Below are 26,260 nucleotides of genomic sequence, written 5' to 3' on the forward strand. Positions count from 1 at the left end.
CGATGGTCGAGGGTACTCCGCCTGCGCGGCCTGCTGGCCCTATCCGGTCTGGGAGTCCTGCAGCGCCTGGTCGAGGAGGGCGACGACGCGCGAAGCCCCGTCACGCTGCGCGGACGCGAGCGTCGCCTGCTCCATGCGTGCGCGGCGTTCCTCATCCCGCGCGAGGGAGACCAGCTCCCTCGACGCCCACTCCGGCGAGAAGTCGGCGTCGGTCACCCGGAGCGCACCGCCAGCCTCGAGCACGGAGCGGATATTGGTCGTCTGGTGGTCCCCCGTCGCCGCGGGGTACGGGATGTACACGGCCGGAAGGCCGACGACGCCGAGCTCGCTGACGGTGGATGCGCCCGCTCGGGCGACAACCAGGTCGGCGGCTGCGAAGGCGAGGTCCATACGGTCGCAGTACTCGAGCACGTGATAGCCATCGGTCGGCTCGTGCTCGAACTTGGAGAGCCCGCCGACGAGATGCAGGACCTGCCATCCCTCGGCGATCAACTCGGGGACTACAGCCCGGACCGTCTCGTTCACACGCCTCGCGCCGAGCGAGCCGCCCGTCACGAGGAGCGTGCGCCGAGCCGGGTCAAGCCCGAAGAACGAGTTCGCCTCGTCGCGCTTCGCGGCACGGTCGAGGTTCTCGATCTCGGCGCGCAGCGGCATCCCGACCGTCACGGCGCCACGCAGCGGAGTTCCTTCGAAGGCCACGCCCACGCGCTTCGCCCAGCGCGCGCCGAGCTTGTTCGCCATTCCTGGCAGCGCGTTGGCCTCGTGCACGACGATCGGTACGCGCCCTCTCGCGGCGAGATAGGCGGGCGCGGCAGCGTAGCCGCCGAAGCCCGCGACCGCGTCGACGCTGTGCTCGTCGAGCATCCGGCGCACGGACGCGACGCTGTCCCGGAGCCGTGGCAGGAAGGTCAGCACCTGCGAGTTCGGACGGCGCGGGAACGGCAGCTTCGGGATCGTGAGCAGCTCGTAGCCGCGGGCAGGCACGAGCCTCGCCTCGAGGCCTTCTTTCGTGCCAAGGACGAGGATCTTCGAATCCGGGTCGCGGTCGCGCAGGGCGTCTGCGACCGCGAGCAGCGGGTTGACGTGGCCGGCCGTGCCGCCTCCGGCGAGCAGGTAGTTGGTCACGTGCGGGACTCCGATCGCTTGGGGTTTCGGGCGATCGACAAGACTATGCCAATTGCGAAGAGCGTCGTGATGAGAGCGGAGCCGCCCGAGGAGACGAGCGGCAGCGGCACCCCGAGCACGGGGAGGAATCCGATGACGACGGCGATGTTGACGAAGGCCTGAAAGATGAGCCAGGTCGTGACGGCACCGACGATGGTCTTCGCCGTCCAGTCCTCGGCCTCGTGATAGATCCGAACCAGGACAACCGCGAGGAGCACGAAGACCCCGATGATGATGATCGCGCCGACGAGCCCCAGCTCCTCGCCGATGATCGCGAAGATGAAATCGTTGTCGGCCTCTGGCAGCCACGACCACTTGGCCTTCGAGTTGCCGAGCCCTGCACCGAACAGGCCACCGGCGGCGAGCGCGTAGAGCCCGTGCGCGCTCTGCCATCCCCACGACTCGTAGTCGACCTCACCACTGAAGAAATTGGTGATGCGAGCCATCCGGTTGTCGCTGAAGATGGAGAGCAGGAGCGCGGCCGCAACCGCCACAGCTCCAGCCAGCCAGAGGAACTTCGAGGCGACTCCGCCGAAGTACAGTGCGCCGAGCACCAGCGCGCCCACCACGATCATCGTGCCAAGGTCCTTGCTCAGCGCCATGACTCCGAAGCTCAGCCCGAGGACGGGGAGGATAGGCACCGCGACCTCCTTGCCGATGTGCAGCTTCCCCTGCTTCCGTCCGAGGATGAGACCGAGCCAGAGCACGAGGGCGACTTTGAGGGCCTCCGCTGGCTGCATCGTCGTGAAGCCGAGGTCGATCCAGGCCCTGTTGCCGTTGACTTCCACGCCGAGGGGCGTGAACACGAGCCCTTGGAGGACCACGGCACCGAAGAGGGCCGGCCACGCGATGCGCTTCCAGAACCGCAACGGCACCCTCGAGGCGAAGAGCATCAGCGGGATACCGAGGGCGGCGAAGGTCGCCTGGCTCACGAAGCGGCCCGAGACGGAGTTTCCGCCCGCGAACTCCTCGACCGAGGAGCTCGAGAGCACCATGACGATGCCAAACGCGACGAGGAAGAGCGTGATCGAGAGCAGCAGCACGAAGTTCCGGTTGACACCCCGGATGCGCTTGCCGAGCGAGACGACGACGGCCGTCGACGAGTTCTTCCGGGCCGAGCCGCCGCTGGCGGCGGTGGTGGGTGCCCTCCCCGCCGCGCTAGCTGGCGCTGGAGTCCGGGGAGCCTTCTGTCTCGGCATGCTGGCCCCCTTCAAGGTGCGACACGACGGCCAGCGCGAATCGCTGACCCCGGTCGCTGTAACTCACGAACTGATCCATGGAAGCTGCCGCCGGCGCGAGCAGGACGGTGTCGCCGTCCTGCGCAAGCCGAGCGGCCTCCGCCACGGCACGTCCCATGATGGAGTCAGTTTCGCTCACGTCGATCTCGATGAAGGTGACCTCGGGCGCGTGTTGCGCGAACGCGTCGGCCAGCTCGGACCGGGAGACCCCGAGCGCCACCGCACCCCGCAATCTCCCCGCGTGCTTGGCGACGAGCGGCGCGATGTCGACTCCCTTGAGGAGCCCGCCGACGAGCCAGACCACACTGCGGTGGGCTGCGAGGGAGGCATCGGCGGCGTGCACATTGGTGGCCTTCGAGTCGTCGACCCAGAGCACTCCGGCGCGCTCGGCGACGACCTCGTGGCGGTGACGATCGACTGAGAAGGTCGAGAGCGCCTCAGAGATCGCCGAGACGGGGACACCGACGGCGCGGACGAGGGCGGCCGCCGCGAGCACGTCCTCGACGAGGTGCTTCGAGGACAGCCCTCGCAAGCGCAGCTCGTCGAGGGTTGTCAGCTCGAGCGCCGTTCGTGCACGGTCGTCCAGGAACGCTCGGTCGACGAGGATGCCATCGACGACGCCAAAGTCGCTTGGCCCCGGGACGTCCGTCCCGAAGCCGATTGCGCGGCACCCCACGACGACGTCGGCGGCCTCAACCAGGTCGAGCGTCGCCTCGTCACTCTTGTTGTAGACGCAGGCGATCCGGGCTCGCTCGTAGACTCGCCCCTTGGCGGCGCGGTAGGCGTCCGCTCCGCCGTGCCAGTCGAGGTGGTCGTCGGCGATGTTGAGCACCACGGCGGCGTGGGCTGACATGGAGTGCAGCGAGTGCAGCTGGAAACTCGAGAGCTCCACCACCAGGAGCTGGAACTCGGCCGGGTCTCTGAGCACGTCGAGAACCGGCACTCCGATGTTGCCGCATGGGGCCGTGCGAATGCCCGCGGCGAGTCCCATGTGCGCGGCCAGCTGGGTCGTGGTCGTCTTGCCGTTCGTTCCGGTGACCGCGAGCCAGGGCGCCGGCTCGCCGAACTTGTCGCGGAGGCGCCAGGCGAGCTCGACGTCGCCCCAGACGGGCGCGTCCAGTGCGTCAGACGCCACGATGAGCGGATGACTCGGGGCGAACCCGGGCGACGCGACGATGAGGTCGGCACCGAGCGCCTGGAGAGCTGAGACCGCCTGCGCATCGTTCTCTGCGATCGTGACGGGGACGTCGAGGACCTCGAGGATACGCTCGCGCTCCTCATCGTGTGCCTGCGCGATGACGTGCGGCTTGGCGCCGAGATCAACCAGCGTGTCGGCGACGGAGAACCCCGTCTTCCCGAGTCCGAGGACCGCGACCGTGAGCCCGTTCCAGTCGTCGTGCCAGCTTCGGAGTGATTCGACCTCACGGGTCACGTCGTGACTCCCCACTCGGCGTAGAAGAGCCCGATACCGAGCGCTGCGCAGAGTCCCGCGATGATCCAGAACCTGACGACGACCGTCGTCTCGGCCCACCCCTTGAGCTCGAAGTGGTGGTGGATGGGGCTCATGAGGAAGATGCGCTTGCCCTTGGTGAGCTTGAAGTAGATCCGCTGCACGATGACGGAGCCCGTCGTCATGACAAACAGGCCGCCGATGAGCACGAGAAGGAGCTCGGTGCGCGTGATGATGGCGAACGCGGCAATGGCCCCGCCCAGGCCGAGTGAGCCCGTATCGCCCATGAAGATCTGCGCCGGGGAGGTGTTCCACCAGAGGAATCCGATGAGGGCGCCGGCGATGCCCGCGGCGACGATGGCCACGTCGAGCGGCGCGTAGGCCGTGTAGCAGGCAGATTCGAGCGACTCGGCGAGGCGCTCGGTGCCGCAGGCCTGGTTGAACTGCCAGTAGGCGATGATGCCGTACGAGCCGATCGAGATGATCGAGGCTCCCGTGGCGAGCCCGTCGAGGCCATCTGTCACGTTGACCGCGTTCGACGTCGCCGTCGTGATGACGACGATCCAGATGATCAGCGCGATGGTCCCCGCGATGGCGCCGAGGGCCATGAAGTCGATCGGCAGGTCGCGGATGAACGAGATGTGGGTTGAGAGGACCGGAACTCCGTCGTCGTTGCGATATTGAAGGCCGACGACGGCGAAGAGCCCGGCGACGACAACCTGGCCGACGATCTTGGACCAGCCCCCGAGTCCGAGGGATTGCTGCTTGCGGACCTTGAGGAAGTCATCGATGAAGCCGATCACTCCGAGTCCGAGCATCATGCCGAGGATGAGCAGCCCGGCGGCCGTGACCTGGTCTCCCGTCGCGAGCGTCGCGACGAAGTAGGCGATGACCGAGCCGACGATGAAGACGATGCCACCCATCGTGGCGGTCCCCCGCTTGGAATGGTGAGCCTGGGGCCCGTCCTCGCGGATGAACTGTCCCCACTCGAGCTTGTGGAACAGGCGGATGAAGAGCGGCGTCATGAACAGCGTGAACGCCAGACCGACACCTCCGGCAATAAGGATCGCAATCACGCGAAGTGCCCCCTGAGGTGCTCGGCGAAACGGTCCCCGAGGTGTCGGAGGCCCGCGGAGTTCGAAGACTTGACGAGCACGAGATCGCCCTGGCGTGTCTCACGCACGAGCAGCTCGTATGCCTCGTCCATCGACTCGACGAAGATGGACTCGCCATCCCACGAACCCTGGGCGATGGCTCCGAGGTGCAGCGCACGCGCATCACGGCCGACGACAACAAGCTGGTCGATGCCCAGGCGCACGGCGAGGAGGCCGAGCCTGTCGTGCTCCTCGATGGACGCATCGCCGAGCTCGCTCATGGCCCCGAGCACCGCGACTGTGCGCGAACCGCTCGGTGCGATCTGGGCGATGGTCTTGAGCGCCGCCGCCATGGAGTCCGGGCTCGCGTTGTAGGCGTCGTTGATCAGGTTGACGGAGCCGGCGTGCTGCAGCTCCATTCGCCACTGCTCGGCGCGCGTCACTCGCTGCAGCGCATCGCGGATCTCGGTAGCCGGCAGGCCCTGCGTGTGCGCCGCTGCGGCCGCGGCGAGCGCGTTCGTGACGTGGTGCTCGCCGATGACGCCGAAGCGCACGACGACCGCTTGCTGCCCTGGCAGGTGGAGGGTGAACTCGGTGCCAGCGAGGCTCGTGGAGACGTCGCTCGCGCGAACATCCGCCCGCCCGCTCCTGCCGAACCAGAGTACGTTCGCCTCGGTCTTGTCGGACATGGATGCGACCCTGGCGTCGTCGGCGTTGAGCACGGCGGTGTCCCCCGCGACGAGCCCCTGGACCATCTCGGTCTTCGAGGTCAGCGTGACCTCGATCCCACCGAACTCCCCGGCGTGGGCCAAGCCGACGGTGAGCACGATGCCGACGTCGGGTTTCGCCATGGCGATGAGCCTGCTGATCTCACCCGGCGCGCTCGCCCCCATCTCCGCAATGAGCGTCTGCGTCTCCTCGGTGAGCTTGAGGAAGGTGAGCGGTGCGCCCACTTCGTTGTTGAAGCTCGCGACGGGGGCGACGGTCTCACCTCGTGCCGAGAAGATCTCGCGCAGGAGGTTCTTGGTCGTGGTCTTGCCGTTGGATCCGGTCACGGCGATGGTCACGAGCTCGCCGCGGGATTTGACGCGTGTCACGACCTCCGTAGCCAGGCGGCCGAGGGCGAGCACGGCGTCGTCGACGACAACCTGCGTGACGGGGAGGTCGAGGGCGCGTTCGACGAGCAACAGCGACGCGCCGTTCTCGACGGCCTTGGGCGCGAAGAGGTGTCCGTCGGTGACCTCGCCAGGCTTTGCGACGAAGATGTCACCCGGACGGATGAGCCTGGAGTCGGTGTCGACGGTGCCGGAGAACGTGGTCTCGAGCGTGTCATCGCCCGCCGGGCGAGCCTCTCCCCCGGTGATCTCAGCGATCTCGCGAAGTCGGAGTTCGATCATCCGCTCACCACCCTGCTTCCCTGAGCGCCGCTCTGGCCTCGTCTCGTGCCGAATACTGGATCTTGCTGCCCGCGACCTCGGTGTAGCTCTCGTGGCCAGGACCGGCAATGAGGATAGTGTCATCGGCCCCCGCGAGCGAAACCGCCTTGCGGAGCCCAAGGCTCGCATCCGCGATCTCGTAGAGCTCCCGGTCAGGGTGGCTCGCCCTCGCGCTTTCGACCAGGACCCGCCTGATCTCGTCCGGGTCTTCCGTGCGCGGGTTGTAGTCGGTGATGATGACGACGTCGCTGCCAGCCGCCGCGACCCGTGCCATCTCGGGACGCTTCGTGCGGTCGCGGTCTCCGTCGGCGCCGAAAACCATGAAGAGGCGGCCCGTGGTCATCTCTCGGAGCGCACCGAGCGTCTGCTCAAAGGCGTCAGGCGTGTGCCCGTAGTCGACATAGAGGCGCGGCCCCTTGTCGCCGGAGACGAGCTCGAGGCGACCGGGCACGAAGGCGTCGATGCCGCCGTCTCGCTCGAGCACCTCAGCGATCTCGCCGAGGTCGTAGCCGGACTCGACGAGCATCGCGATCGCGAGCCCGGCGTTCGCGGCCGAGAACCACCCTGGCATCGGGATGCTCGAGTGCAGCACGCGGTCGTCAGGGCTCGTGAGCGTGAAGCTCGTGCTGCCGCCTTCGGCGCCGGTGACGACAAGGTTCCAGTCGGCCTCGACGCCTGGCTTGGAGGAGATCGTCGTGACCGGGATACGGGAGTCCTCGACGACGCGTGCGCCCCAGTCAGAGTCGAGGGAGACGACGCCCCGGCGTGCACGCTCGGGCGTGAAGAGCTTGAGCTTCTCGCCGAAGTACGCCTCGAAGTCGACGTAGTCGTCGAGGTGGTCGTGCGAGAGGTTGATGAAGCCGACGACGTCGAACTCGATTCCGTCGACGCGGTGTCGCGTGACGGCCTGCGCCGAGACCTCGATGCTCGCCGCGTGCACACCAACCTCGCGCATGCGCGCGAGCAGGGCGTGGAGTTCGCTCGCTTCGGGGGTCGTGAGGCTCGCCTCGATACGCTCTTCGCCGATGCGGCGCTCGACCGTCGTGGTGAGGCCCGTCACCACCCCGAGCTGCAGCAGGAGGCCGTCGAGAATGTACACGACGGACGTCTTGCCGTTGGTGCCTGTGACGCCGAAGAGCTTCGGCTGGTCAGGGTCGGTGCGGTAGATCCACGCGGAGACATCGCCGAGGGCCAGGCGAGGCTCCTCCGTCACGAGCACGGGGACGCCGAGCTCGCCGGCGAGCTCGGCACCGGCAGCGTCGGTGAGGATCGCGACGGCGCCCGCCTCCTCTGCGTTCGCCGCGTAGCTGGCACCGTGCACTCGCGCACCCGGCAGCCCCACGTAGAGGTCGCCGGCTTCGACGTCCAGCGATGAGATGGAGACGCCGGTCACCTCGACCTGGTCGACACCTTCTGGGGCGTCGAGTCCGAAGTGCGCGCACAGCTCAGAGAGCGAGCGCGGCACTGGATGGGATGGACGGATGCTTGCTGCGGGCATGACTTCCTGTGCAGTAGTGCGGATCAGAACGTGGTCGGGATGGTCGGCCACGGACTCGGCGATGGCGCCACCCGGTTTGATTGGAGAACGTACGCCATGACATCGTGCCACGCTGGCGCGGTGGCGGCGCTGCCCCTCATCGTAGTTGGCTTCATGATCGAGACCGTCACGACGTACTTGGGGTCGTCGATCGGGGCGACGCCGGCCATCGACGTCATGAAGCTGCCCTCCACGTACTGGCCCTGGCCGTCGGAGACCTCCGCGGTACCCGTCTTGATGCCGACACGGTAACCAGGGATCGCCACCTCGTTCGCGAGGCTCCCGCTCTGTGCAGTGGCCTCGAGCAGCGTGAGCGTGTCTGCCGCGGCCTGCGCGGACACGACCTGTCGGGCGTCGCCCGGCTCGGTCGCCACGAAGCCGTCCTCCGTCTCACAGCCTTCGACGAGCTGGACCGGGAGCCGCTGCCCGCCGTTGGCGATCGTCTGGTACGCGCTCGCCATTTGAGGAGCGGTGACCTCGAGGCCCTGGCCGAACATCGTTGCGTAGTTGGTCTGCGGGTCCCACTCGTCATATGGGCGAACCGTGCCGGACTCCTCACCGAGGAAGTCGGCCTCGGTGTCGGCGTTCAGGCCGAAGTCGAGCATGTAGTCGTAGCGTTCGGCGGCGCTGAGGCGCTGCCCCATCATGGCGATGCCGATGTTGGAGGAGCGCGTCATGATGCCGGCGGCGGTCCAGCGCTCATCGCCGTGCGCCCAGTCGTCGCCGAAGCTGACATCCGTCTGCTCGAAGCGGCCGGGAACCGTGATCTGCTCGCTCGGCGTGGAGAGCCCCTTGTCGAAGACCATGGCTGCGGTGAGGGCCTTCATGGTCGAGCCCGGCTCGAAGGGCGCGGTGAAGGCGCGGGAGCCGCGGGCCTCGGTCGCGGTGGCGCCTGGGTCGTTGGGGTCGACGGACGGCCAGTCCACGGCGGCGCGGATCTTGCCGGAGTCGACCTCGGTCACGACGATGTGCCCCCACTCGCCGCCCATCGCCGTAACCTGCTGTGCGAGCACCTGGAGTGCGTAGTACTGGAGGTCGGCGTCGACCGTGAGCTGGAGCTTGCCACCCTGCTTGGCCTCGGTGAGGGTGACCTCGGTGCCTGGGATGCGCACGTTGTCCGCGCTGCGCTCGTACGTCTCCTCGCCGTCGACGCCCGCGAGGCATTTGTTCTGCGAGAGCTCGAGCCCGGCGAGGGGCTCTCCGTCCGCGCCGAGGAAGCCCGTGAGGTTTCCTGCCACCTGCCCATTCGGGTAGACGCGGGCGGCCTCGCGCTTCGGGTAGATCCAGGGAATCTCGAGCGCGCGGATCTTCTCGTATGCCGCGAGCTCGAGACCGCGGCTGAGGTACGCGAAGTTGCTGTTGGGGTCGATCGCGAGAGCCGCATCCACGACGCCCACGAGCTCGGCCTGCTGCTGCCCGGTAACGGCAGCGATCTCGCCGAGCGCCTGATCCCTCGAGACCGTGGCGACCTTGCCGTCGTCACCCTTGCGATCGAACTCGTCGACATTGACGGGGGCGACCGTGAGATCGAAGCGGTCGGCCGAGTCGGCGAGGATCTCGCCGTTCATGTCGACGATCGAGCCACGCTCGCTGAAGATCGTGCTGGAGACGCCGCGTTTCGATTCGGCGTCGGCGTTGATGGTCGACGCCGAGACGAGCTGCACGTCGATCAGGCGCACGCCGAAGGCGACCAGGACCGCGGTCACCAGGATGATGACGAGGCCAGCCCTGCGCCTGGACACTTTCGGTGACACGGTGGTCCTCCCCCTTCGGCCCTGCTCTGTGTGGATCTACCTCGTGGAGGGAGAGCGCAGCTCGGTGACCGACGGTACTTCAGGCGCTGCCGCCGACTGCGGTGAAACTCCGTCGGCGCCGGTTGCCGGTGCCGCGGGCTGGGTGACCTCGTTGGTGACGAGCCCCGTGTTGATGGGTGCCGAAGTGCCAGTCGAGCTCGTGTCGGTTGCGAGCGAGCCGCTGCAGACCTGCAGGAACGCCTGCGAATCGGTCGGGACCATGCCGAGCTTCGTCGCCTCGACCGCGAGGTTCTGCGCGGATGACATCGCGCTCAGCTCCTCGAGCGCCGCCGACTCCGCGCGCTGCAGCTCGGTCTGGCTCTGTTCGAGGCCGCTGACCTCGTACGCGCCCTGCGAGATGGCGATGCTCAGCGCGAGCTGCGTGACGAAGACGCCGGCGAGGATGCCGAGCGAGATCATGACCGAGCGGAAGCTCCACAGGCTGCGGATGCGCGGGGCCTCGACGAGTCGCAGCCGCGGGGTCTGCTTCTCTGGAGCAGCCTTCTGGCGACGGGGGGACGTTGATCCTCGGAGGATGCTCGTTGCTGCCGTCATGCCCGTGGGCTCCTCACTCTGGCCACCGCGCGCAGGCGCACGGGAAGTGCTCTTGGGTTGATCTCGCCCTCGTCGACTCCGGCGCGCTCGGCTCCGCGCACGAGGCGCTCGAACTCGGGCTTGTGCTCGGGAAGCTCGACCGGCAACCCGCTCGGGGCGGTCGATGTGGTCTTGGTCTCGAAGAGGCGCTTCACGAAGCGGTCCTCGAGCGACTGGTAGGCCTCGACGACAACGCGGCCGCCGACGGCGACCCGGTTGAGCGCCTGGGGAAGCGCACGCTCGAGTGCGCCGAGCTCGGCGTTGACCTCGATGCGAAGCGCCTGAAAGACGCGCTTCGCCGGGTGGCCCGCGTCACGCTTGGCCGCCGGCGTCGCGCGCTGGAGGACGTCGACGAGCTGGCCCGTCGTCTCGATGGGGGCCTGGGCGCGCTCTCGCACGATCCAGCTCGCGTAGCGCGGCGCCAGCTTCTCGTCGCCGTAGCGATAGAAGAGCTGCTTGAGCTCCTCCTCGCCATAGCTCGCAACGATCTCCGCTGCTGTGACACCCTTCGTGGCGTCCATGCGCATGTCGAGCGGCGCATCCTGGATGTAGGAGAAGCCGCGGCTGGCCTCGTCGAGCTGGAGCGATGACACTCCGAGATCGAAAAGGACGGCGTCGACGGTGTCGATTCCGAGTTCGTCCAGCGAGGAGTCGAACTCGTCGTAGACGGCGTGCACGAGCGTGACACGGTCGCCGAAGCGCGCAAGCCGACGGCCGGCCAGGCCGAGGGCCTCCGAGTCGCGGTCGAAACCGATGAGGCGGGCGTTGGGGCAGCGGTCGAGGACCGCCTCGCTGTGCCCGCCCATACCGAGCGTGGCATCGACGTAGACGCTGCCTGCGGCCTGGAGCGCTGGGGCGAGGAGCTCGACGCAGCGCTCGAGGAGCACCGGCGTGTGCAGCGACGCCGGGTCGCGCTCACTGTCGCCGGTGGACTGCGTGTTCTGGCTGTTCTGGCTGTTCTCTGTCATGACGGTCCGGGTTCCTCCCTGATCACTGATTCCCATCCGTTCTCTCTCCTCGTCTGGATTTCACGAGGGGAGCGAAGTGGAGGTTCCTTCTGCCGCCGGGGAAGTGGCGTCAGACGGGGCTCCTGCTGTGCTGCTGTGCTCTGCTGCGAGGGAAGGCGCTTCAGAGCGGAACGGCTGAGAATCGGCGGTCAGGGTCAGAAGAGTCCCGGGATCACCTCCTCAGCGGTCTCGGAGAAGGCGGCCTCGTTGGCCTCGACGTAGGTGTTCCAAGCCTCGGCATCCCAGATCTCTGCGCGAGTGCCGGCCCCGATGACCGCCAGCTCGCGGTCGAGCCCCGCGTACTGCCGGAGCTGCTGCGGGATCGTGACGCGGTTCTGGCGATCCGGGGTCTCGGCGTGCGCACCGGAGAGCAGGAGGCGCAGGTAGTCGCGCGCCTGCTTGCTCGTGACCGGTGCCTGGCGAATGCGGTTGTGCAGTTCCTCGAACTCGCTTGTCGAGAACACGTAGACGCAGCGGTCCTGACCTCGGGTCAGCACGACGCCCTCCGCGAGATCGTCCCGGAACTTGGCCGGAAGGATGAGCCGCCCCTTTTCGTCGAGCTTGGGCGAGTACGTGCCAAGGAACATGCACGCCTCCCTCCCAGTCGTTGAATCCCCACATGCTCCACTTTACTCCACAACCACCCACACATCTACGCAAACGCGAGCTTTGTCGCCTGTGAATGCAGAATGAGGCCAGTAATTTACTGGCCTCACGGTGGTGGAGGGAAGTGGAGCACATCCACGTACTTTCGGGTACAAAAAACGGGACCGGCCAGGTGGCCGGTCCCGAAGTGGTGCTGCGTGGTGCTGCGTGGTGCGGAGTGGGGTGGTGCTTGGTGCGGAGTGGGGTGGTGCTTGGTGCGGAGTGGGGTGGTGCTTGGTGGTGCTTGGTGGTGACTTGGCGGTGGTGAGCTCGCGCCGGAGCTAGGCCAGGTCTGGCCTTACTCCCGCTCGGGCACTACTCACCCTGCTGCCGCTTGTCCCAACGGTTGCCGAGCTTGTCCATGAACGAGCCGTCCGACGAATCGCCGCTCTTCGGTGAGGGGCGACCTGTTGGGAGCGGGTCAGATTGGGACGCGGCGCCCTTGGGTGCCGCGAAGGCGTACACGACGCCAGCGAGCATCAGGACGAACCCGACGACGCCGAGGACGGGAATGTTGGTGGCGACGCCAGCGACGACAACGCCGATGCCGACAGCGACGGAAAGAAACGCGACGACGACTGCTCGCGTGGTGACCGCAGCACCGCTTCTCGGCGATGTGGACACCACGTCCGCATCGTTCTGGTAGAAGCTGCGCTCCATCTCGTCAAGCAACCGCTGCTCTTGCTCAGATAGTGCCATGTTGACCTCGTGCTCAAGGGGCGATCGGAGCCCCGCTCCGAAGTATTGCGCCCATTGTAGGCGCGTGCACCTGGGTAGAGTGGTGTCGTGTCTGAGAGTTCTGCGCTGTCCTCCAAAGTCCAGCGTCGTCTGGACGCCACAATTGCCGAGAACCTGCGAGTCCTGGGGCCTATCGGGGTCGATGTTCCCGCCTTCCTCGAGCAGGCGGCGGCATTCACGACCGGCGGCAAGCGACTGCGAGCCTCGTTCTGCGCCGCGGGCTTCAGCAGCGCAAGCGGCTCGTCAGAGCACAGCGATGCCGTCGAGCTGGCCGCAGCATCGATTGAGCTCTTCCACGCCGCCGCGCTTGTCCACGACGACATCATCGACCGATCGGATACGCGCCGCGGCTCCCCCTCCACGCACCGCGCCTTCGCCAAGCATCACAGGGCCTCAGCGTGGGCTGGCGACGAAGAGCACTTCGGGCTGAGCGCCGCCATCCTGCTCGGCGACCTCCTCCTCGTGTGGAGCGACCAGCTGTTCGTGGAGGCTTGCGCCCTGGTCTCCCCCGAGAACGCCGTCCGAGCGCGAGCGGAGTTCAGCAAGATGCGCGGCGAGGTGACCATCGGCCAGTACCTCGACCTCGTGGAGGAAGTGGCCTGGCCCGTTGTGCCGATCGATGCCCGCGCCGCAAGGGCGAAGACCATCGCGATCTCGAAGTCGGCGAGGTACAGCGTCGAAGAGCCCCTCGTGCTCGGCGCGCTCCTCGGCGGAGCATCTAACTCGCTCGTCGAGCAGATCCGCGCGTTCGGGCTGCCTCTGGGACTCGCGTTCCAGCTCAGAGACGACGTCCTCGGCGTCTTCGGCGACGAGGCCGTCACGGGCAAGCCAAGCGGAGACGACCTCCGCGAGGGGAAGCGCACACTCATGATCGCCGCCGCGCAGGAGTTGGTGACGGCAGAAGACTCGGCACGCCTCGACGAACTGCTCGGCGACCAGGGCCTCACCGACGCCGACATCGAGTGGATGCAGGCGCTCATCACGAACTCCGGCGGCCTTCAGCGCACGGAGGAACTCATCAGTTCCTCGCTGAGGGAGGCACTCGCGGGCCTCAGAAGCATCGAACTCGACGAGTCGTCCCGACGTCTGCTCGAAGAGCTCGCGGAACGCACGGCGCACCGAGAGCACTGATGCCGCATCGAGACCACAGACACCGCGCCTAGGTACTGAATTTTCGCCGAGACCCTATTGCCACGCCGAGAGCAAAGTTCTGTGCCGAGAGCCAAATTTTGTGCCTAGAGCAAAGTTTTGTGCCTAGATCGCGAGCAGCTGGACGGCGTGGCGCACCTGGGTCTTGCGCCCCTGCACCAGAGCGTCAAGCGGGGCGACGCCGAGGGTCTCGTCCACGCTCAGGAGCCACACCATCTGGTCGTGCGCGCTCAATCCGGCGTCGCCGAGGAGGAACAGCGTGCCGCGGAGGCCAGCAAGTGGCTCACCATCCTTGATGAACTCCTGAGGGATGCGCGGCTCGCGTTCAATGCGGAACGACAGCAGCTGCTTGTCCTCGATCAGGGTCGACACTCGACCCGTCGAGACGCCGAGCTCTGCTGCGGCCTGGGGAATCGTGTACCACTCGCGGGTACTGAAGACGTCACTCACGTCTCACATGGTCGCAGACGCGGCCCCCGGATGCGAGCTGATGCGATTCCTGGGCCCCTGCGGTGTTTCATCCGGAAGGCGCAGGCATCGTCGGGCTATCCTGCACGACGTGAGTCCCGTTGGTCCCGACGACATGATCGGCCGTCTGATCGACGGCCGATATCAAGTGCGCTCTCTGATCGCCAAGGGCGGCATGGCTACGGTCTATGTCGCCACTGATCTGCGCCTCGAACGCCGCGTAGCGATCAAGGTGATGCACGACCATCTCGCGGCCGACGAGCGGTTCCGTGAGCGGTTCATCCGCGAGGCTCGATCGGCTGCGAAGATCACGCACCCGAATGTCGTGAACGTGTACGACCAGGGTGACGACGAGGTCTTCGCCTACATGGTCATGGAGTACATCCCCGGCATCACGCTGCGCGACCTCCTCCACGACCACCACAAGCTGACGCCTGAGCAGTCCATCGACGTCTTGGACGCCGTCCTCGCGGGCCTGCAGGCCGCGCACAAGCTCGGTATCGTGCATCGCGACCTCAAGCCGGAGAACGTGCTGCTCGCCGACGACGGCCGCATCAAGCTCAGCGACTTCGGTCTGGCTCGCGCAGCCAGCGCCAACACGGCAACGGGGCAAGTGCTCCTCGGTACGATCGCCTACCTCAGCCCCGAGCTCGTGACGAAGGGCACAGCTGACGTCCGCAGCGACATCTACTCGCTCGGCATCATGCTCTTCGAGATGCTGACTGGCGAACAGCCGTACCGAGGCGACCAGCCGGTGAATATCGCCTACAGGCACGCGAACGAGACCGTTCCCGCGCCGAGCGAGGTGAACCCGAACGTGCCGCACGAACTCGACGAGCTCGTCGCGTGGTCGACGGAGCGCGATCCCGAGCTTCGCCCAGCGGACGCCGGCGTCATGCTCGAAGCGCTACGCCGCGCAGAGGCAGAGCTCGGCCAATCCGTGCGCCCGGCTCCGCCGACTGCGGTTCTTGCCACCGCCGCTGACGAGAACATCGAGGACACCGACCCCACCGAGCTTGCCCTCATCACGAGCCAGCTCTCGTCGGCCTCCTCCCCTCCCGACTTCGAGGGCGAGCACGTCGAACCGTTTGCTCCCGGCGCGGCCCCGACGACCGTCAACGCTCCGCTCTTCCCCGAGCAGGACTCGAGCGATGTCGCTCCACAGCTTCCGCCGGCAACCACGACGGCCGAGACCGGCGCACGCAAGCGACGCCGCTTCGGCGCCGTGATCGCCGTGCTCCTCATCGCCATCGTCGTCGCTGCTGGCGGAGTCGGCTGGTGGTTCGGTCTCGGGCCAGGTTCGTACGACACCGTCCCGGCGGTCGTCTCGCTCACTCAGACGGACGCCGAGTCGGCCATTACAGCTGCCGGCTTCACCGTCGGCGAGGTGACGCAGGAGTTCTCGCTCGAAGTAGCCGCGGGGACCGTGATGGACATGGACCCGCAGGCAGGCACGTCGCTGGCACCTGAGAGCCCCATCTCCCTCGTCGTCTCCGCGGGCCCCGAGATGCTCACCGTCCCTCCACTCGAGGGTCTGACGCTCGAGGAAGCCGAGAGCGCCATCACCGAGGCCGGTTTCACTTACGACCCGGCGACAACACTGCGGCAATTCTCCGACGAGGAGGCCGACGTGGTGCTCTCCGCCACCGATACCAACGGTGCTCCGCTGCCAGAGACCCTCGCTGAAGGACAGCCGATTCGCCTCATCGCTTCAGCTGGCGTGCTGCCAGAGGTCGCCGGCGAGACGGAGGCCAACGCGACGCAGCTGATCGAGGATGCGGGCCTCGTGGTGAACGTTTCCAGCCGCGAGTACTCGGCGTCGGTCGCGAGCGGCGTTGTCATTGCCTACTCCGCGACGACGGACCCGGTCGTTCCCGGAGACACCATCAATATCTCCGTCTCCAGGGGACCTGCGCCGGTCGTGCTGCCGGATGTGGTCGGCAAGCCGATCGCTGAGGCGATCTCGCAGCTGGAGGGGCTCGGGCTGACCGTGGGCCATAACGTGCCCCTTGGCATCGTCAACGACCCCAACCCGGTCATCAAGTTCGTGGTCTCGACCCAGTCTCCGGCCGCGGGGGTCGAGGTCCCTGCCGGCTCGAACGTCACGCTCACGGCAACAGCCACACTGTAGCTCTAGCTCTAGCTCTAGCTCTAGCTCTAGCTCTAGCTCTAGCTGTAGCTCTAGCTGTAGCTGTAGCTCGACCTGCTGAACGACAAAAGAAGAGGCGCACCCCGTTTCCGGGGTGCGCCTCTTCTGTCGTTCAGCTGACTCAGCGCTTTCCGGCGCGGAGCTCCTCCGCCACGAGGAACGCGAGCTCCAGCGACTGCATGTGGTTGAGGCGTGGGTCGCAGAGCGACTCGTAGCGCGTCTCGAGCGTCTTCTCATCGATCTGCTCGGATCCTCCGAGGCACTCGGTCACGTCGTCGCCCGTCAGCTCCACGTGGATGCCACCCGGGTGCGTTCCTGCGGCGCGGTGCGCCTCGAAGAAGCCCTTGACCTCATCCACGACGTCGTCGAAGCGACGCGTCTTGTAGCCGTTCGGCGTCGTGATGCCGTTGCCGTGCATGGGGTCGGTGATCCACAGCGGCTGCGCGTCGCTGCTCTTGATGGCCTCAAGCAGGGGCGGGAGGGCGTCGCGGATCTTGCCAGCACCCATGCGCGTGATGAACGTCAGGCGTCCAGGCTCACGGTTCGGGTCGATCTTGTCGATGAGTCGCATCATCGTCTCGGGAGTCGTCGACGGCCCAAGCTTCACACCGATCGGGTTCTTCACTCGGCTGAAGAAGTCCACGTGCGCCTCGTCGAGGTCGCGTGTCCGCTCTCCGATCCAGATGAAGTGACCAGAGGTGTCGTACGGCTGTCCCGTGCGCGAGTCGATGCGGGTCATGGGGCGCTCGTAGTCCATGAGGAGCCCCTCGTGGCCGACGAAGAACTCCACATCGCGCAGCGCGTAGAAGTCCGCGCCAGCAGCGGCCATGAATCGCACCGCGCGGTCGATCTCCGCGGCGAGCTGCTCGTAGCGCGCGTTCGCCGGGTTCGCCGCGAAGCCCTGGTTCCAGGAGTGCACTTCACGGAGATCGGCGAAGCCGCCCGTCGTGAACGCGCGCACGAGGTTCAGCGTGGAAGCGGCCGTGTGGTAGCCGCGGAGCATCCGCTCGGGGTCGGGGGTGCGCCCCTCAGCCGTGAAGTCGAAGTCGTTGACGATGTCGCCACGGTAGGCCGGCAGGGTCACGTCGCCGCGCGTCTCGTTGTCGCTCGAACGGGGCTTGGCGAACTGGCCCGCCATGCGGCCCATCTTGACGACGGGCATCGAGGCGCCGTACGTCAGGACAACCGCCATCTGGAGGATCGTGCGCACACGGGCACGGATCTTGTCGGCGGTCGCCCCAGCGAAGGTCTCGGCGCAGTCACCACCCTGGAGGACAAAGGACTGCCCCGCCGCGGCCGTCGCGATGCGATCGCGAAGACGGTCGACCTCGCCTGCGAAGACCAGCGGCGGCAGCGACGCGAGCTCACCGGAGACGCTCGCGACCTTGGTCGGATCGCCCCACTGCGGCTGCTGCCTGATCGGCAGATCGCGCCAGGCGTCGAGGCCCTCGAGCACGCCAGGGGGCGTCGGGATCGACTCGGTGCGGGTGGAAGTGAATTCGTTCATGCTCGCTTCTCTGATCTCATGTCTCTGATCTCATACCGACAGCTCGTTGGCTGCAGCACTGGTGGTTCTGAATCTCACGCTGAACGGCCCCGACGATACTCGGGGCAGCTCGCTCGGCGCTCGGCTGATCGCTCAGGGCTTCTGGGCGGCGGCGAGAGCCTTGGAGTCTGCGTCCATCTTGTTCCGGATGGACGAGGCATAGATGTCGCGATAGTCCTGGTTGCTGAGGGCGTGCAGCTCGCTCATGATCTCGTCGGTGATCGAGCGGAGCACGAAGCGGTCGGCCGCCATGCCCTCGTAGCGGGTGAACGTGAGGGGCTCGCCGAACACCATGCCGACCTTGCGGAGGCGGGGCACCTTCGCGCCGATCGGCAGCACCCGCTCGGTGTCGACCATGACAACCGGCACAACCGTGACCGGCTTGTCCGCCTGCATGATCATGCGGGCGATGCCTGTCCGGCCCCGGAACATGCGGGCGTCTGGGCTGCGTGTCCCCTCGGGATAGATGCCGAGCACCTTGCCTTCGCTCAGTACCCGGAGGCCAGTCTGCAGCGAAGCCTCGCTGGCAGCTCCGCCACCACGATCGATGGGGAGCATCCCAGTGCTCTTGAAGAACTGCGCGGTCAGCCAGCCCTTGATTCCCGTACCCGTGAAGTACTCCTTCTTCGCGAGGAAGAAGACGCGGCGGTCGATCGAGAGCGGCATGAAGAAGGAGTCGATGACCGAGAGGTGATTCGACGCCAGAATGACCGGCCCTTTCGCCGGGATGTTCTCGACGCCGCGCACCCAGGGGCGGAAGGTTCCGCGCACCAAGGGACCTGCGAAGAGATGCTTGAGCACCCAATACAACATGCGTGGCCTCCCGATAGGCGATGGCACATCAGTGTACTCGGGACATGCCCGCCCCGTTGCGCCGCTCGCCGTGTCCGAAACGGTAGGGTTGGGGACCACTGAACCCGAACCTGGACAACCAGGCTCAGAGACGTTCAGGCGGCTCACGACCAGGACGATACTCAGGAGTTGCAATGAAGCTATCCGAGACCCCCGCCGTAGTCAGCCCCGAGCCGAGCTGGAACACCACAGACATGCTCGAGTACCGGCTGCGTGACTCACCGGACCTCCCGCTCTTCGCCTTGCCGGAAGGCGAGACCTGGCGGGATGTCTCCGTTCGGGAGTTCCACGCCAAGGTTCTCGACCTCGCGAAGGGATTCGTTGCCGCCGGCATCGAGCCGGGCGAGCGCATCGCGTTCGTGGCGAAGACCAACTACGAATGGACGCTCGTCGATTTCGCCCTCTGGTACGCGGGTGCGGTCATGGTTCCCGTCTACGAGACGAGCTCGTCGGCGCAGATCGAGTGGATGCTCGAGGACTCCGACGCCGTCGGGATCATCTCTGAGCTCCCAGAGCACGACGACAAGCTCGACGAGATCGGCGACACCGTCTCCGCTCTTCGAATTCGGTATGCCCTGCATGCGGGGGCCATCGAGGAGCTCATCCGTCTCGGCGTCGACGTCGACGTCGCGGAGATCGAGCGACGTCGGGGCATCGCCACCGGGGCGGACATGGCGACCCTCATCTACACCTCGGGGTCGACGGGCCGCCCGAAGGGCTGCGTCATCACGCACTCCAACTTCGTCGAGCTGTGCCGCAACGTGAAGGACCCCCTCGGCGCACTCATCTACCCCGGCGCGTCCACTGTGCTCTTCATCACGCTCGCGCACGTCTTCGCCCGCTTCATCTCGGTGCTGTGCATCTACGGCGGGGTGAAAGTCGGCCACCAGCACGACACGTCGAAGCTCGTCGAGTCGCTCGGCACCTTCCACCCGACGTTCCTCCTCGCCGTGCCGCGCGTCTTCGAGAAGGTCTACAACTCCGCGGAGCAGAAGGCCGAAGCCGGCGGCCGCGGCAAGATCTTCCGCAAGGCGGCCGACGTCGCCGTGCGCTACTCGGAGTCGCAGGATGCAGGGCGGACGCCGCTTGTCCTCGGGCTCCAGTACAAGCTCTTCGACAAGCTCGTCTACTCGAAGCTCCGCGAAGTCATGGGTGGCCGAGTGAAGCACGCCGTGTCCGGCTCGGCTCCGCTCGGTTCCAGGCTCGGCCACTTCTACCGTGCCATCGGCGTCAACATCCTGGAGGGCTACGGCCTCACAGAAACCACGGCGCCCGCTTCCGTGAACCTCGCCGAGAAGTCGAAAATCGGCACCGTCGGACCGGCACTACCAGGCGTCGCGGTCCGCACCGACGAGCATGGCGAGCTGCAGGTCAAGGGCATCAACGTCTTCCGGGAATACTGGAAGAACCCCGAAGCGACGGCCGCCGCGTTCGACGGCGACTGGTTCAAGACGGGCGACCTCGGGACAATCGACGACGATGGCTACATCACCGTCACCGGCCGCATCAAAGAGATCATCGTGACCTCCGGTGGGAAGAACGTCTCCCCCGCTGCGCTCGAGGACCCGATCCGCGCCAACTCGCTGGTCGGCCAGATCGTGGTCGTCGGCGACCAACGGCCCTTCATCTCCGCGCTCGTCACCCTCGACCCCGAGATGCTCAAGACCTGGCTGAGCAACAACGGCGAGGACCCGAACATCTCGGTTGCTCAGGCGGCAGAGCACCCCAAGGTGCTTGCTGAGATCCAGCACGCCGTCGACCGCGCGAACACGCGGGTCTCCCGCGCCGAGTCGATCCGCAAGTTCGTTGTGCTCGACGGAGAGTTCACAGAGGCCAACGGAATGCTGACACCCAAGTTGTCGATCAAGCGCCACGTGATCCTCGAGAAGCACCGAGGGATCATCGAGGGCATCTACAACGCCGCCCCCGCCACGCAGGGCATCACGCTTAAGTAGCAAGCAGTTCGCGGGCTCAAGCCAGCGCCTTCGGCCAACCTCGTCAGTGCTCGACAGTGCTCGTCAGCACTTGTCAGCGAGACGAACGGCCGAAGGCGCTCGGCTTTGCTGCCCCGGCGGCGGCCGTCGCGGGCGCGAACCACTCGCTGCCGCGAATCTCGCGCATCGCGGCCTTCCGGTGCTCGGGGACAAGCGTGTCCACATAAACGACGCCCCTGAGGTGATCCGTCTCGTGCTGCAGCATCTGCGCCATAAGACCAGAGCCCTCGAGCACGACGGGCTCGCCGTCCAGGTCGATGCCCGTGACCCGCGCGTGCTCGTACCGCGGCGTCAGGTTCCAGAGCCCTGGCACGGAGAGACAGCCCTCGTCGATCTCCCTGAGCTCGCCCCAGGTGCTCTCGAGCACGGGGTTGAGGACGTAGCCGGTCTCGCCGTCGATGTTGTAGGAGAAGGCCGCGACCCCGACGCCGATCTGCGGCGCCGCGACCCCTGCCCGACCCTCGATCGCCGTCGTGTCAAGCAGGTCGGTGACGAGGCTGCGGATGCGGTCGTCGACCACCATGATCTGCTCGACGGGCGTGCGGAGCACCGGGTCTCCGTAGTAGCGGATTGGGCGAACGGTCACAGTTCCTCCTCGGCGCGCAGCAGCGCGTTCTCGACCACCTCGCTAGCCGCGGGGTGTGGCCAGTACTGGCCGCGCGCGAGGCCCCTGATGGAGTGCCCGAAACTCGCCGCGAGGACGAGGGGCTGGAGCAGGACCGCCGCATCAGGGCCCACGATGTGCGCCCCGAGGATGGTCGCGCTCCCACGCGCGATGACGAGTTTACAGAAGCTGCGCTTGTCTTCGAGCGCCCAGCCCCAGGCAGTCGAGCCGTACTCGTGGACAACCTCGAAGGCGTCGTAGCCGAGCTGCTCCGCACGTTCCAGTGTGACCCCGAAGCTCGCGATCTGCGGCTCTGTGAAGACGACGTCGGGCACGGGCCCAAGCGTGTTCTTCATGAGGCGGCGCCCGGGCTCGACGGAGATGTTGTGCGCGACGACCCGCGCCTCGTGGTTCGCGACGTGCTTGAGCTGGTGCTCCGAGTCGATGTCGCCGAGCGCGAAGACGCCGGGAATCTGGTGACCGTCACGGAGCACACGCTGGTAGGCGTCCACGCGCAGTCGCCCATCGTCGTGGTGGTCGAAGCCCACTTCGTAGGTGCCGAGTGTGTCGGTATTCGGGATGCGCCCGATCGCGACGAGCACGGCGTCGACCTCGATCTGCTCCCCCGCGTCCGTCGTGAGCGTCGCCACGCCACCCTCGTCGGAGAACCCGACGACGGTGGTGTTGGTCTCGACCCGCCAACGCTCGCGGGCGGCCTCCGTGAAGGTCGAAGCGACATCCGCGTCGAGGGAGGACAGCACCCGGCCGCGCACCAGCTGCGTGACCTCGGAGCCGAAGGCGTTGAACACGTGGGCGAACTCGGACGCTATCGAGCCGCCGCCGATGATCGCCAGGCGGCGAGGAGCATCCTCGACGCGCATGATCGTGTCCGAGGTGTGCACCAACGCCGATTCGAGCGGAATGACGTCGTGCTGACGAGCCCGACTGCCAGCGGCGATCACCAGGGTGTCGGCGCTGAGGCGCCGCCCAGACGCGGTCAGCACCTCACGGTCGCCGAGCATCTCGACGCGCTCGCGCACAAGCGTCACGCGGGGGTTGCCGCTCTCGCGGTAGTGCTCCCCGCTCTCGCTGATGTGGTCGATACGACCGAAGACGCGGTCGCGCACCTCCGGCCACGACGGGCGCACGCGCACGTCGTGGACGCCGAGGCGCTCAGCATCCCGAGCGTTTCGAACCACGTCGGCGACGTGCACGAACATCTTCGTGGGAATGCACCCCACATTCAGGCAGGTCCCGCCGAAATGGGCGCCGTCGTCAACGATCGCGGTTGTCGGCCCGCTCTCGCCTCCTGGAGGGAGGGTGTTACCTGACCCGGCCCCGATGATGAGCAGGTCGAAGTGCTCGGTGTCCGGCAGCTCAGGCATCTGCACTCTCTGGTCCTGGGCGAACGACAACAAGCAGGTCTCCGTTGCCCACCTCGAGCGGCGACGAGATGGCGAGACGCTCCACGGTGCCGGCGACGGGCGCCGTGATACCCGCCTCCATCTTCATAGCCTCGATGGTCGCGACCGTCTGCCCCTGGGCGACGCGGTCGCCGACCTCGACGCGAAGCGTCACGACACCGGAGAACGGGGCCGCGACGTGGCCTGGGTTGCCGCTGTCCGCCTTCTCCCGTTCGATGGTGTCGACCTTGATGCTCCGGTCACGGACGAAGACTGGTCGCAGCTGCCCGTTGAGGGTGGCCATGACGGTGCGCATGCCGTCCGCGTCCGGCTCGCCGATGGCCTCGAGTCCGACGAAGAGCTGCACGCCCTTGCCGATGTGGATGACGTGCTCCTCGCCCGGCTCGAGCCCGTACAGGTAGTCGAGGGTGTCGAGCACCGACAGGTCGCCGAAGAGGCGGACCGTGTCCTCGTAGCTCGCCGTGGGCTGCGGGAAGAGGAGCCGGTTGAGCGTGCGCCTGCGCTCGAGGCTGTCGCCCGCGAGGCCAGCCTCGTCGGCCGTGGAGAGCGGGGTGACCTCGATCTTCACGTCGCGCCCCTCGAGTACCTTGCTGCGGAACGGCTCAGGCCACCCGCCGGGCAGCTCTCCGAGCTCTCCCGCCATGAAGCCGATGACGGAGTCCGGGATGTCGTACTTGCCGGGGTTCTCGGCGAAGTCGACCGGGTCGGCGCCAACAGCCACGAGGTGCAGCGCGAGATCGCCGACGACCTTCGACGACGGCGTCACCTTGGGGATGCGGCCGAGGATCTTGTCCGCTGCGTCGTACATGTCCTCGATGCGCTCGAACTGGTCGGCGAGCCCGAGAGCGATCGCCTGCTGGCGGAGGTTCGACAGCTGGCCGCCCGGGATCTCGTGCTTGTACACACGACCCGTCGGGCCGGGCAGGCCGGACTCGAAGGGGCGGTAGACCAGGCGGACAGCTTCCCAGTACGGCTCGAGGTCGGTGACGTTCGTGAGGCTTATGCCCGTGTCCCGCTCGGTGTGCTCGAGGGACGCGACAAGCGCCGAAAGACTGGCCTGGCTCGTCGTTCCCGACATGGGAGCGCTCGCCACGTCGACGGCGTCGACGCCCGCCTCGCTCGCGGCGAGGAGCGTGGCGAGCTGTCCGCCTGCCGTGTCGTGCGTGTGCAGGTGCACCGGCAGGTCGAAGCGGTCCCGCAGGGCCGTCACGAGCTTCGAGGCAGCCTGCGGGCGCAGGAGCCCCGCCATGTCCTTGATGGCGATGATGTGCGCGCCGGCGTCGACGATCTGCTCTGCCAGACGCAGGTAGTAGTCGAGCGTGTAGAAGGGTTCGTCCGGGTCGGCAAGGTTGCCCGTGTAGCAGAGCGCGACCTCGGCGATCGAGGTTCCAGTCTCGAGGACCGCGTCGATAGCCGGCCGCATCTGCGACACGTCGTTGAGCGCGTCGAAGATCCGGAAGATGTCGACACCCGTGGCCGTGGCCTCGTGCACGAACGCCTTGGTCACGGCCTCCGGGTACGGCGTGTAGCCGACCGTGTTGCGACCGCGGAGCAGCATCTGGAGCGGGATGTTCGGCACGGCCTCGCGGAGGCTCGCGAGACGCTCCCACGGCTCCTCCCCGAGGAAGCGGAGCGCGACGTCGTACGTCGCGCCGCCCCAGGCCTCGATGGAGAGCAGCTCCGGCGTGAGCCTGGCGAGGTACGGCGCCGCCGTGACGAGGTCGCGGGTCCGCACCCGGGTGGCGAGAAGCGACTGGTGGGCGTCGCGGAAGGTCGTGTCGGTGACGGCGAGGCGTCGCTCCGAGCGCAGCTTGGCGGCGAACGCCACCGGGCCGAGGTCGAGGAGCTCCTGCCGACGACCGGCAGGCAGCGGCAGCGCGCTGTCGAGGGCCGGTAGCTTGGTGCGTGGCTCGACGGACGTGGGCCTGGCGCCGTGGGGCGCGTTGACCGTGACGTCGGCGAGCCAGTTGATGATCTTCGTGCCCCGGTCGCCGGGGCGACGGTACTCGAGCAGGCCCGGGCGCTTCTCGATGAAATCGGTGGCGACGTCGCCGCGCTGGAAATCTGGGTCGTCGAGGACACCGAGGAGGAACGGGATGTTCGTGGCGACGCCGCGGATGCGGAACTCCGAGAGCGCACGGCGGGCGCGCCGAACCGCGGCGGGAAAGTCACGGCCGCGGGCCGTGAGCTTCATCAGCATCGAGTCGAAGTGCGGCAGCACCTCGGCGCCGGTCGCGATCGTGCCGCCATCGATGCGGATGCCGGAGCCGCCCGCGGAGCGGTAGGTCGTGATCACGCCGGTGTCCGGACGGAATCCCTGCGAAGGATCCTCAGTGGTGATGCGGCACTGCAGTGCGAAGCCGTGCAACGCCAGCTGGTGCTGCTCGAGGCCCATATCGTCGAGGCGCTCGCCGGAGGCGACCCGCATCTGTGCCTGCACGAGGTCGACGTCGGTGACCTCCTCGGTGACCGTGTGCTCGACCTGGATGCGCGGGTTCATCTCGATGAAAACGTGCTGACCGGCCCGAGGGCCCGCCGTGTCGAGGAGGAACTCGACGGTGCCCGCGTTGACGTAGTCGATTGACTTCGCGAAGGCCACCGCGTCGGCGTAGAGCTTGTCCCTGACCTCTTGCGACAGGTTGGGTGCCGGGGCGATCTCGACGACCTTCTGGTGGCGACGCTGCACGCTGCAGTCCCGCTCGAACAGGTGCACGACGTTGCCGTGCTCGTCAGCAAGGATCTGCACCTCGATGTGGCGAGGGCGAAGGACCGCCTGCTCGACGAACATGATTGCGTCACCGAAAGCGCTGTCCGCCTCCTTCATGGCCGCCTCGAGCGCCTCGCGCAGGTCCTCCGGACGCTCGACGCGGCGCATCCCACGCCCACCGCCGCCCGCGACTGCCTTGGCGAAGATCGGGAACCCGATCTCGTCGGCCGCGGCGCACAGCTCGTCGAGGTCCGTGGAGGGCTGGCTCGAGGCGAGGACGGGAACACCGGCGGCGATCGCCTGGTTCTTGGCCGTGACCTTATTGCCGGCCGATTCGAGCACGCGCGGGGGCGGCCCGATGAACGCGATTCCCGCCTCGTGGGCAGCTCGCGCGAGTTCTGGGTTCTCGCTCAGGAACCCGTAACCGGGGTAGATCGCGTCCGCTCCGGATTCCTTTGCAACGCGCAGGATCTCTGCGACATCGAGGTACGCCCGTACGGGCTGCCCGACGGTACCGATCTGGTACGCCTCGTCAGCTTTCAGGCGGTGGAGGGAGTTGCGGTCCTCGTAGGGGTACACCGCGACCGTCCGCGCTCCGAGCTCAACTGCGGCGCGGAATGCGCGGATCGCGATCTCGCCTCGATTCGCGACCAGGATCTTCTTGAACACCG

The 26,260-nt window shown here is 67.1% G+C and carries 20 protein-coding genes; 3 read left to right on the forward strand and 17 right to left on the reverse strand.

Going from position 1 to position 26,260, the window contains the following annotated elements:
* Positions 1-39 precede the first annotated feature (39 nt).
* The 11 genes from murG to C5B85_RS16115 form a co-directional block, all read right to left on the reverse strand.
* Positions 40-1,125 (reverse strand): undecaprenyldiphospho-muramoylpentapeptide beta-N-acetylglucosaminyltransferase, encoded by a 1,086-nt coding sequence (murG, locus tag C5B85_RS16065; RefSeq protein WP_104287023.1) that lies wholly within the window; start codon positions 1,123-1,125, stop codon positions 40-42.
* Entirely contained in the window at positions 1,122-2,363 is a 1,242-nt protein-coding gene (ftsW, locus tag C5B85_RS16070) for a putative lipid II flippase FtsW (protein ID WP_104287024.1), read from the reverse strand. Before ftsW ends, murG begins: the two co-directional genes overlap by 4 nt.
* Entirely contained in the window at positions 2,323-3,834 is a 1,512-nt protein-coding gene (murD, locus tag C5B85_RS16075; protein WP_104287025.1) for a UDP-N-acetylmuramoyl-L-alanine--D-glutamate ligase, read from the reverse strand. The genes ftsW and murD overlap by 41 nt, the downstream gene beginning before the upstream one ends.
* On the reverse strand, positions 3,831-4,928 hold the full coding sequence (mraY, locus tag C5B85_RS16080; protein WP_104287026.1) for a phospho-N-acetylmuramoyl-pentapeptide-transferase: 1,098 nt from the start codon (positions 4,926-4,928) through the stop codon (positions 3,831-3,833). Before mraY ends, murD begins: the two co-directional genes overlap by 4 nt.
* On the reverse strand, positions 4,925-6,343 hold the full coding sequence (gene murF / locus C5B85_RS16085; RefSeq protein WP_104287027.1) for a UDP-N-acetylmuramoyl-tripeptide--D-alanyl-D-alanine ligase: 1,419 nt from the start codon (positions 6,341-6,343) through the stop codon (positions 4,925-4,927). The genes mraY and murF overlap by 4 nt, the downstream gene beginning before the upstream one ends.
* A gap of 4 nt (positions 6,344-6,347) precedes the next feature.
* The gene (locus tag C5B85_RS16090; RefSeq protein ID WP_104287028.1) at positions 6,348-7,880 is read right to left on the reverse strand and encodes a Mur ligase family protein; all 1,533 of its coding nucleotides are present in this window, start codon (positions 7,878-7,880) and stop codon (positions 6,348-6,350) included.
* A gap of 23 nt (positions 7,881-7,903) precedes the next feature.
* Positions 7,904-9,673, reverse strand: a complete 1,770-nt coding sequence (locus tag C5B85_RS16095; protein WP_146077986.1) for a penicillin-binding protein 2 — start codon at positions 9,671-9,673, stop codon at positions 7,904-7,906.
* 36 nt (positions 9,674-9,709) lie between these two features.
* The gene (locus C5B85_RS16100) at positions 9,710-10,267 is read right to left on the reverse strand and encodes a hypothetical protein (protein ID WP_104287030.1); all 558 of its coding nucleotides are present in this window, start codon (positions 10,265-10,267) and stop codon (positions 9,710-9,712) included.
* Positions 10,264-11,274: a 16S rRNA (cytosine(1402)-N(4))-methyltransferase RsmH gene (gene rsmH / locus C5B85_RS16105; protein ID WP_104287031.1), complete on the reverse strand. Its 1,011-nt coding sequence runs from the start codon at positions 11,272-11,274 to the stop codon at positions 10,264-10,266. The genes C5B85_RS16100 and rsmH overlap by 4 nt, the downstream gene beginning before the upstream one ends.
* A gap of 194 nt (positions 11,275-11,468) precedes the next feature.
* A complete protein-coding gene (mraZ, locus tag C5B85_RS16110) occupies positions 11,469-11,900 on the reverse strand; it encodes a division/cell wall cluster transcriptional repressor MraZ (protein WP_104287032.1) in 432 nt (143 codons plus the stop codon).
* A 373-nt stretch (positions 11,901-12,273) separates the two neighbouring features.
* Positions 12,274-12,657, reverse strand: coding sequence for a DUF3040 domain-containing protein (locus C5B85_RS16115; RefSeq protein ID WP_104287033.1), 384 nt, complete (start codon positions 12,655-12,657; stop codon positions 12,274-12,276).
* Between the two features lie 87 nt (positions 12,658-12,744).
* Here C5B85_RS16115 and C5B85_RS16120 point away from each other — a divergent pair, with 87 nt between their 5' ends.
* Positions 12,745-13,827 (forward strand): polyprenyl synthetase family protein, encoded by a 1,083-nt coding sequence (locus C5B85_RS16120; RefSeq protein WP_104287034.1) that lies wholly within the window; start codon positions 12,745-12,747, stop codon positions 13,825-13,827.
* Positions 13,828-13,950: 123 nt separating this feature from the next.
* Here C5B85_RS16120 and C5B85_RS16125 read toward each other — a convergent pair whose 3' ends face one another.
* Positions 13,951-14,295, reverse strand: a complete 345-nt coding sequence (locus C5B85_RS16125; RefSeq protein ID WP_068478262.1) for an Rv2175c family DNA-binding protein — start codon at positions 14,293-14,295, stop codon at positions 13,951-13,953.
* 133 nt (positions 14,296-14,428) lie between these two features.
* On the opposite strand from C5B85_RS16125, the gene pknB reads away from it, so the two are divergent.
* Positions 14,429-16,444: a Stk1 family PASTA domain-containing Ser/Thr kinase gene (gene pknB, locus C5B85_RS16130; protein WP_104287073.1), complete on the forward strand. Its 2,016-nt coding sequence runs from the start codon at positions 14,429-14,431 to the stop codon at positions 16,442-16,444.
* Positions 16,445-16,583: 139 nt separating this feature from the next.
* Here the strand turns inward: pknB and C5B85_RS16135 are convergent, their stop codons facing one another.
* Positions 16,584-17,969 (reverse strand): class II 3-deoxy-7-phosphoheptulonate synthase, encoded by a 1,386-nt coding sequence (locus C5B85_RS16135; RefSeq protein WP_104287035.1) that lies wholly within the window; start codon positions 17,967-17,969, stop codon positions 16,584-16,586.
* Between the two features lie 132 nt (positions 17,970-18,101).
* Complete coding sequence (locus tag C5B85_RS16140; protein WP_104287036.1) at positions 18,102-18,821, reverse strand: 1-acyl-sn-glycerol-3-phosphate acyltransferase; 720 nt, start codon at positions 18,819-18,821, stop codon at positions 18,102-18,104.
* A 173-nt stretch (positions 18,822-18,994) separates the two neighbouring features.
* On the opposite strand from C5B85_RS16140, the gene C5B85_RS16145 reads away from it, so the two are divergent.
* On the forward strand, positions 18,995-20,815 hold the full coding sequence (locus tag C5B85_RS16145; RefSeq protein WP_104287037.1) for a long-chain fatty acid--CoA ligase: 1,821 nt from the start codon (positions 18,995-18,997) through the stop codon (positions 20,813-20,815).
* 73 nt (positions 20,816-20,888) lie between these two features.
* Here C5B85_RS16145 and C5B85_RS16150 read toward each other — a convergent pair whose 3' ends face one another.
* Genes C5B85_RS16150 through C5B85_RS16160 form a run of 3 tightly spaced genes read right to left on the reverse strand, consistent with a single transcriptional unit; the run spans position 20,889 to position 26,258 of the window.
* Complete coding sequence (locus tag C5B85_RS16150) at positions 20,889-21,440, reverse strand: peptide deformylase (RefSeq protein WP_104287038.1); 552 nt, start codon at positions 21,438-21,440, stop codon at positions 20,889-20,891.
* Entirely contained in the window at positions 21,437-22,843 is a 1,407-nt protein-coding gene (locus tag C5B85_RS16155; RefSeq protein WP_104287074.1) for a mycothione reductase, read from the reverse strand. The genes C5B85_RS16150 and C5B85_RS16155 overlap by 4 nt, the downstream gene beginning before the upstream one ends.
* On the reverse strand, positions 22,836-26,258 hold the full coding sequence (locus tag C5B85_RS16160; protein WP_104287039.1) for a pyruvate carboxylase: 3,423 nt from the start codon (positions 26,256-26,258) through the stop codon (positions 22,836-22,838). The genes C5B85_RS16155 and C5B85_RS16160 overlap by 8 nt, the downstream gene beginning before the upstream one ends.
* Positions 26,259-26,260 lie beyond the last annotated feature (2 nt).

This window comes from Pseudoclavibacter sp. AY1F1, from assembly GCF_002931075.1.
GTDB lineage: Bacteria > Actinomycetota > Actinomycetes > Actinomycetales > Microbacteriaceae > Pseudoclavibacter.